Genomic DNA, 7,427 nt, shown 5'->3' with positions numbered 1-7,427 from the left:
CGCGACGGCCACGGCCGGCCCCGCCCGCACCACGGCGCCCGAGGTGCCCCCGTCCGCCTCCGCCCCCGCCGAGGCCGTGCCGTCCTCCTCCGCGCCGCCCGTCGGCGAGGACGGGACCGGGGTGCCGGCGGAGCCCTCGGAGTCCGGAGAGCCGACCGTGGCGCCGACCACGCCGGAACCCACCGACGACCCCACGCCCACCCCTGCCCCGTCGCCCTCCGAGACCTGCGGCTGGTGGGAATGGTTCTGCTAGTGACCGCCTAGGCGGTCCGCCGGACCTCGTCCTCGCCGAGCATCCGGCGCAGCAGGTCGCGCAGCACGGTCCGCTCCGCCTCCGACAGCTCGGCCAGCGGCTCCCGGGCGAAGTCCAGCGCGTCCCGCAGCTGCCGGGCCGTACGGATGCCCTCCTCGGTCGGGGCGGCGAGCTTGACCCTCCGGTCGGCCGGGTCGGGGCGGCGCTCCACCAGGCCCCGGAGCTCCAGCCGGTCGACTATGCCGGTGATGTTGGACGGTTCGCACTTCAGTTTCCGGGCAACCTTGCGCATGGGCATCGGCTCCAGCGAGAGCAGCCCGAGCACCCGTGCCTGCGCACCGGTCAGCGCGTGTGCGGCGGCGGCCCGGTCGTACTCCTCGTGGTAGCGCGCCACGACTCCGCCGATGAGCTGGATGACGTCGAGGGTGAGCGGATCCGCGTGCGACTGGGTGGCCATGACGCCCAGAGTACCGAATTACTTGACAAGGTGAAATATCTGGTCGCATGGTTGTTTCATGCACTGAAGCTTTTCCGGCTTCCCCCGTACGACATCGAGGAGACCCCGAGCCCATGTCCGCACTCCCCACGTCCAGCCGTGAATGGCACCTCGTCGCCCGGCCGCACGGCTGGCCCGAGGCATCGGATTTCGCGCTGCGCGAGGCGCCGGTGACCGCCCCCGGTGAGGGCCGCGTCCTCGTCCGCAACCTCCACTTCTCGGTCGACCCCTACATGCGCGGCCGGATGAACGACGTGAAGTCGTACACCCCGCCCTTCAAGCTCGACCACCCCATGGACGGCGGCGCGGTCGGCGAGGTCATCGCGTCGAACGCCGAGGGCTTCGCCGTCGGCGACCACGTCCTGCACGGCCTCGGCTGGCGCGAGTACGCCGATGTCCCCGCCAAGCACGCGGTCAAGGTCGACGGCTCGATCGCCCCGCTCTCCGCCTACCTCGGCGTGCTCGGCATGCCCGGTCTCACGGCCTACGCCGGCCTCTTCGAGGTCGCCTCCTTCAAGGAGGGCGACGCCGTCTTCGTCTCCGGCGCGGCCGGGGCGGTCGGCAGCCAGGTCGGCCAGATGGCGAAGATCAAGGGGGCCTCCCGCGTCATCGGCTCGGCCGGCTCCGACGAGAAGGTCGCGCTCCTCGTCGAGGAGTACGGCTTCGACGCGGCCTTCAACTACAAGAACGGCCCCGTCAGGGACCAGCTCCGGGAGGCCGCCCCGGACGGCATCGACGTCTACTTCGACAACGTCGGCGGTGAGCACCTGGAGGCCGCGATCTCCTCGTTCAACCTCCACGGCCGCGCCACGATCTGCGGAATGATCTCCCAGTACAACGCGACGGAGCCCACCCCGGCCCCGCGCAACCTCGCGCTCGTGATCGGCAAACGGCTCCGCCTCCAGGGCATCCTGGTCGGCGACCACGCCGCGCTCCAGCCGCAGTTCGTCCAGGACGTGGCCGGCTGGCTCGCCTCCGGTGAGCTCAAGTACCGCGAGACCGAGGTCAAGGGCATCGAGCACGGCTACGACGCCTTCGTCGGCCTGCTGCGGGGCGAGAACACCGGCAAGATGGTCGTCTCGCTGGACGCCTGAGCGGCCCGTGCCCTCACGCCGCCCGTTCGAGCCGTCCGTGCGGCCGCCCCTCACCGCCCTCCGCGGTCCGAGGCGGGCCACACGTACGGCAGATCGGGCGGCACGTCCGGGAACAGGGGGCGGTAGTACGCCGGGTCCTTGCGCACGAGCGCGGAGCGGTGGCTCTCGTGGAAGGCCTCGTCACCCAGCCACGGGGGCAGTTCGCCCGCCGCCGCGAGTTCCGCGTCCGTCCGGACGGCCGTGCGCCGGAGCGACGCGGTGAGGTCCTTGCGCAGGGTCGCCGCACACGTGTCCGCCCGCCCCTCGGCGGTCCACGCGGCGCACATGTCCAGGCCGTAGCGCACGAGTGCCTCCTCGTAGCCGGTCCACATGCGGACCGCGGGGTGGTGGCGCCAGCCGTAGCCGGGGACGGTGAGTCCGCGCAGGACCTGGATCGCCTCGACCCGCTGCTTGCCCAGCCTCCGCTGGTCCAGCACGAGGGCGCTCCGGCGGAAATCGGCGTACGGCAGGAATGTCTGCATGGTCCATGTCTATCCCCTGTGCGCCCGGCTGCGGTCCCGCTCACGCGGCGTCACCCGCTAGGCTCCGTTCAGGCCGTCGCGATCACGGGCGCGAGTCGCGGCGCACCAGCAGGAGGAGTACCCGTATGAGCATCCAGAACATCGACGTGGCCTACACCGCCGTCGCCACCGCCGAGAACGGCCGTGACGGCCGTGTCTCCACCGACGACGGCAAGCTCGACGTCGTCGTCAACCCGCCGAAGGAGATGGGCGGCAGCGGCGCGGGGACCAACCCCGAGCAGCTCTTCGCGGCCGGCTACAGCGCGTGCTTCCAGGGCGCGCTCGGCGTGGTCGCCCGTCAGGAGAAGGCCGACATCTCCGGTTCGACGGTGACCGCCTCGGTCTCCATCGGCAAGACCGAGGCGGGCGGCTTCGGCCTGGAGGTCGCGATCAGCGCCTCCATCCCGAACGTCGACACGGCCACCGCCCAGGCGCTCATCGAGAAGGCGCACCAGGTGTGCCCGTACTCGAACGCCACCCGGGGCAACATCAAGGTCGAGCTGTCGGTCGCCTGACCGCGCCCTGACCGCGTACGTCCGAGGGCCGCATCCCGTCGCAGGGATGCGGCCCTCCGGCGTGTGCGGACGGCTGTGACCGTAAAAGCGCGCAGGGGCATTGACGGCCGCGGAGGTTGAACCCTACGGTCCCGTTCGAGGTTACGAGCAGCATTCGAAATATCGAACGAGTAAGGAAGCCATGACCCGCACCGCGCGCTTCACCCTCGACCCGGCCTTCACCGTCGGCGACGTCGACCCCCGGCTCTTCGGTTCCTTCGTCGAGCACCTCGGCCGCTGCGTCTACGACGGCATATTCGAGCCCGGCCACCCCTCGGCGGACGAGGCCGGACTGCGCACCGACGTCCTGGATCTCGTCCGTGAACTCGGTGTCACCGCCATCCGCTACCCCGGTGGCAACTTCGTCTCCGGCTACCGCTGGGAGGACAGCGTCGGGCCCGCCGACGAGCGCCCCCGCCGTCTCGACCTCGCCTGGCGCTCCACCGAGACGAATCGTTTCGGTCTCTCCGAGTACATCGGTTTCCTCAGGAAGATCGGCCCGCAGGCCGAGCCGATGCTCGCGGTCAACCTCGGCACCCGGGGCGTCCAGGAGGCCATCCGGCTCCAGGAGTACGCCAACCACCCGTCCGGCACCGAACTCTCCGACCGCCGCGCCGCCCACGGCGACAAGGACCCCTTCGGGATCACGCTGTGGTGCCTGGGCAACGAGATGGACGGCCCGTGGCAGACCGGCCACAAGACCGCCGAGGAGTACGGGCGGCTCGCGGCCGAGACGGCGCGCGCGATGCGGCAGATCGACCCCTCCGTCCAGCTCGTCGCCTGCGGGTCCTCCAGCCGCGCCATGCCGACCTTCGCCGCCTGGGAGGCGACGGTCCTCGCCGAGACCTACGACCTCGTCGACTACATCTCGCTGCACGCCTACTACGAGGAGACCGACGGGGACCGCGGCTCCTTCCTCGCCTCGGCCGTGGACATGGAGTCCTTCATCGAGAGCGTCGTCGCGACCTGCGACCACGTGGGGGCGCGCCTGAAGTCCACGAAGAAGATCAACCTCTCCTTCGACGAGTGGAACGTCTGGTACCAGGCGCGCTTCCAGCAGGAGACGCAGGAGAACCCCCTCGACTGGCCCGAGGCCCCGAGGCTGCTGGAGGACAACTACAGCGTCACCGACGCCGTCGTCTTCGGCAGCCTGCTCATCGCGCTGCTGCGCCACGCGGACCGGGTCACCGTCGCCTGCCTCGCCCAGCTGGTCAACGTGATCGCGCCGATCATGACCGAGCCCGGCGGGCCGGCCTGGCGGCAGACCACCTTCTTCCCCTTCGCCCAGGCCGCCCGGTACGGGCGGGGCCAGGTCCTGGACGTACGGGTGGACTCGCCCGCCTACGTGACGGCCAAGCACGGCGAGGCGGACCTGCTGCACGCCACCGCCGTACGGGACCCGGAGACGGGCGCCGTCACGGTCTTCGCCGTCAACCGCAGCCAGGACGCCGTGCTGCCGCTCGAAGTGGCCCTGGCGGGGCTGGACCTGACCAGGGTCGCCGAGCACCAGGTCCTCGCGGACGCCGACCCGGAGGCCCGCAACACCCTCGCCGAACCGGAGCGGGTGCTCCCGCACGCCGCCGAGGGCACCGAACTGGCCGGCGGCACACTGAAGGCGGCCCTGGAACCGCTGTCCTGGAACATGATCCGGCTGGTCCGCTGACGACGGACGGCGCCCTGCCCCGGTCAGGGGGAGGGCGCCGTCCGGCCGGGCGGGAAGGATTCAGCGTGCCGAGAAGGCGTGCACCGTCGTCGAGCGGAAGGTCTCGCCCGGCCGCAGCACCGTCGAGGGGAACGACGGCTGGTTGGGGGAGTCCGGGAAGTGCTGGGACTCCAGGCAGAACGCGTCCCCCTGGCGGTAGACCCGCCCCGAGGTGCCGGTCAGCGTGCCGTCGAGGAAGTTCCCCGTGTAGACCTGCATGCCGGGCTCCGTGGTGTACATCTTCATCACCCGGCCGGAGCCGGGGTCCGTCACGGTCAGCGCGTACCCGGGGCGGGCCGTGACCCCCTTGTCCAGCACGTAGTTGTGGTCGATCCCCTGCCCGTACCCGATCTGCTCGTGCGGGGTGCGGACGGCCTCCCCGATGGCCCGGGAACGCCGGAAGTCGAACGGCGTACGCGCCACCGGGGCGAGCTCGCCCGTCGGGATGAGCGTCGGGCCGACCGGTGTGTAGCGGGCGGCCGCCAGCTCCAGCAGATGTCCGTCGACGCTGCCGCTGCCCTCGCCCGCCAGGTTGAAATAGGTGTGGCTGGTGAGGTTGAGGACGGTGGCACGGTCCGTGGTCGCCGTGTAGTCGATGCGCCACTCGCCCCGGGAGGTGAGGGTGTAGACGACACGGACGGCGAGCGCGCCCGGGTAGCCGGCCTCGCCGTCCGGGCTGGTCCGGGTCAGGACCAGCCCGACGCCGCCGCGTGAGGTGAACGGCTCGACGTCCCAGACCCGCTTGTCGAAGCCCTGGTCACCGCCGTGCAGGCTGTTCGGGCCGTCGTTGACGGGCAGGTGGTACGTGGCACCGTCGAGGGTGAAGCGCCCCTCGGCGATGCGGTTGCCGTACCGGCCGATCAGCCCGCCGAAGTACGGGGACTTCGCCACGTAGTCCGGCAGGCCGCCGAAGCCGAGCGAGATGTTCGCCGTCCGGCCCCTGCGGTCGGGGGTCTCCAGGGACTGGACGACACCGCCCCAGGAGAGGACCTTCAGCCGGGTCCCGCCGTTGGCGAGGGTCCAGCGGTGCACCTCCGTCCCGTCGGCGAGCGTGCCGAAGAGCTCCTTGGACGGGGTGCGCCCGGTGGCCGCGGCATGTGCGGCCGGGGCGCCCGCCGCCACGGCCATCCCGGCGGCGGCCGTGGCCGCCAGGACGGTGCGTCTGCTGGTTCCGGTCATGAAGGTCATGAAACAACTCCTGTCGTCAGAAGGGGGTGTTACGAACCGACCTTGCGCTTGTTCCAGACGTCGAAGCCGACCGCGGCCAGCAGGACGAGTCCCTTGATGACCTGCTGGTAGTCGGTGCCGATCCCGACGAGGTTCATACCGTTGTTCAGCACGCCCAGGACCAGACCGCCGATGATCGCGCCGAGGACCGTGCCGACGCCGCCGCTCATCGACGCGCCGCCGATGAACGAGGCGGCGATGGCCTCCAGTTCGAAGTTGAGGCCCGCCTTGGGGGAGGCCGCGTTGAAGCGGGCGGCGAAGACCAGGCCCGCGAGGGCCGCGAGCATGCCCATGTTCAGGAAGACCAGGAAGGTGACCTTCTTGTCCTTCACACCCGACAGCTTGGCCGCGGGCAGGTTGCCGCCGATGGCGTAGATGTGGCGGCCGATGATCGCGTTGCGCATCACGTAGCCGAATCCGACGACCAGCACACCGAGGATGAGCAGCACGACGGGGGCGCCCTTGTAGCTGGCGAGCAGCAGGGTGACGACGAGGACGGCCGAGACCAGAGCGACCAGCTTCAGCACGAACAGTTTGGCCGGCGGCACGTCCAGGGCGAACTCCTGCTGCCGCTTGCGGTCCCGGACCTCCTGGAGCACCACGAAGGCGATCAGTGCGAAGCCCAGCAGCAGGGTGAGGTTGTGGTAGTTCGTGTCGGGGCCGACCTCGGGCAGGAAGCCGTTGGCGATTTTCTGCAGGTCCTTCGGGAAGGGGCCCAGGGTCTGGCCCTTCAGGAAGATCTCCGTCAGACCGCGGAAGAGCAGCATGCCCGCGAGGGTCACGATGAACGACGGTATGCCGAGATAGGCGATGAAGAAGCCCTGCATCGCGCCCGCCACGGCGCCGATGGCCAGGCACAGCACCACCGCGAGCGGCCAGGGGAGACTGTGCTCGACCATCAGCACGGCGGCCATCGCGCCGATGAACGCGGTCAGTGAGCCGACCGAGAGGTCGATGTGGCCCGCGATGATGACGAGCATCATGCCGATCGCGAGGATCAGGATGTAGCTGTTCTGCAGCACCAGGTTGGAGACGTTGCGCGGCAGCAGCAGGTCGCCGTCCGACCACACCGCGAACAGCACCACGATCAGGCCCAGGGCCATCAGCATGCCGTACTGGCGCATGTTGCGGCGCATGCCGCCGAGCATCAGCTGCAGCAGGCTGTCGCCGGAGGCCGGTCCGCTCTTGCCGGGCGGCGCGGGGGCCGGGGTCGGGGCGGTCACGTCCGTGCTCATGGGGTTACCTCTTTGTCCTTCGTCATCTGACGCATCAGTGCTTCCTGCGAGGCCTCGGCCCGCGAGAACTCACCCGTCAGCCGTCCCGCGGCCATCGTGTAGATGCGGTCGCACATGCCGAGCAGCTCCGGCAGTTCGGAGGAAATGAAGACGACCGCCTTGCCCTGGGCGGCCAGCTGGTCGATGACCGTGTAGATCTCGTACTTGGCGCCCACGTCGATGCCGCGCGTGGGCTCGTCCAGGATCAGCACCTCGGGACCCGCGAAGATCCACTTGCTGAGGACGACCTTCTGCTGGTTGCCGCCG

General features: G+C 70.4%; 7 protein-coding genes and 2 pseudogenes. 4 read left to right on the top strand and 5 right to left on the bottom strand.

Annotation, left to right across the window (positions count from 1 at the left end; genetic code table 11):
• Nucleotides 1–253: pseudogene (locus tag VN520_RS22625) on the top strand (hypothetical protein); the annotation flags it as partial.
• A 7-nt stretch (nt 254–260) separates the two neighbouring features.
• Here the strand turns inward: VN520_RS22625 and VN520_RS22620 are convergent.
• Nucleotides 261–710, bottom strand: a complete 450-nt coding sequence (locus tag VN520_RS22620; protein ID WP_325748765.1) for a MarR family winged helix-turn-helix transcriptional regulator — start codon at nt 708–710, stop codon at nt 261–263.
• Nucleotides 711–823: 113 nt separating this feature from the next.
• On the opposite strand from VN520_RS22620, the gene VN520_RS22615 reads away from it, so the two are divergent.
• Complete coding sequence (locus tag VN520_RS22615) at nt 824–1,843, top strand: NADP-dependent oxidoreductase (protein ID WP_325748764.1); 1,020 nt, start codon at nt 824–826, stop codon at nt 1,841–1,843.
• 50 nt (nt 1,844–1,893) lie between these two features.
• On the opposite strand, the gene VN520_RS22610 is transcribed toward VN520_RS22615, so the two are convergent.
• Nucleotides 1,894–2,364 carry an MSMEG_6728 family protein gene (locus VN520_RS22610; RefSeq protein ID WP_325748763.1) on the bottom strand — a complete coding sequence of 157 codons (471 nt, stop codon included), beginning with the start codon at nt 2,362–2,364 and terminating at the stop codon, nt 1,894–1,896.
• Nucleotides 2,365–2,489: 125 nt separating this feature from the next.
• Between VN520_RS22610 and VN520_RS22605 the strand changes: the two genes are divergently transcribed.
• Both VN520_RS22605 and VN520_RS22600 read left to right on the top strand, forming a co-directional pair.
• Nucleotides 2,490–2,918, top strand: coding sequence for an organic hydroperoxide resistance protein (locus VN520_RS22605; protein ID WP_325748762.1), 429 nt, complete (start codon nt 2,490–2,492; stop codon nt 2,916–2,918).
• A 181-nt stretch (nt 2,919–3,099) separates the two neighbouring features.
• Entirely contained in the window at nt 3,100–4,620 is a 1,521-nt protein-coding gene (locus VN520_RS22600) for an alpha-N-arabinofuranosidase (RefSeq protein ID WP_325748761.1), read from the top strand.
• A 60-nt stretch (nt 4,621–4,680) separates the two neighbouring features.
• On the opposite strand, the gene VN520_RS22595 is transcribed toward VN520_RS22600, so the two are convergent.
• The 3 genes and pseudogenes from VN520_RS22595 to VN520_RS22585 all read right to left on the bottom strand — a co-directional run.
• Complete coding sequence (locus VN520_RS22595; RefSeq protein ID WP_325748760.1) at nt 4,681–5,847, bottom strand: aldose epimerase family protein; 1,167 nt, start codon at nt 5,845–5,847, stop codon at nt 4,681–4,683.
• Between the two features lie 29 nt (nt 5,848–5,876).
• Nucleotides 5,877–7,121: a multiple monosaccharide ABC transporter permease gene (gene mmsB, locus VN520_RS22590; protein WP_325748759.1), complete on the bottom strand. Its 1,245-nt coding sequence runs from the start codon at nt 7,119–7,121 to the stop codon at nt 5,877–5,879.
• Nucleotides 7,118–7,427 (bottom strand): annotated as a pseudogene (locus tag VN520_RS22585) (ABC transporter ATP-binding protein); the annotation flags it as partial. The gene mmsB and the pseudogene VN520_RS22585, both read right to left, overlap by 4 nt.

It is taken from the genome of Streptomyces sp., from assembly GCF_035563135.1.
In the GTDB taxonomy this organism is placed as follows: Bacteria; Actinomycetota; Actinomycetes; order Streptomycetales; family Streptomycetaceae; genus Streptomyces.
Note: the sequence above shows the minus strand (reverse complement) of the source record. Positions and strands in the feature narration are given on the sequence as shown.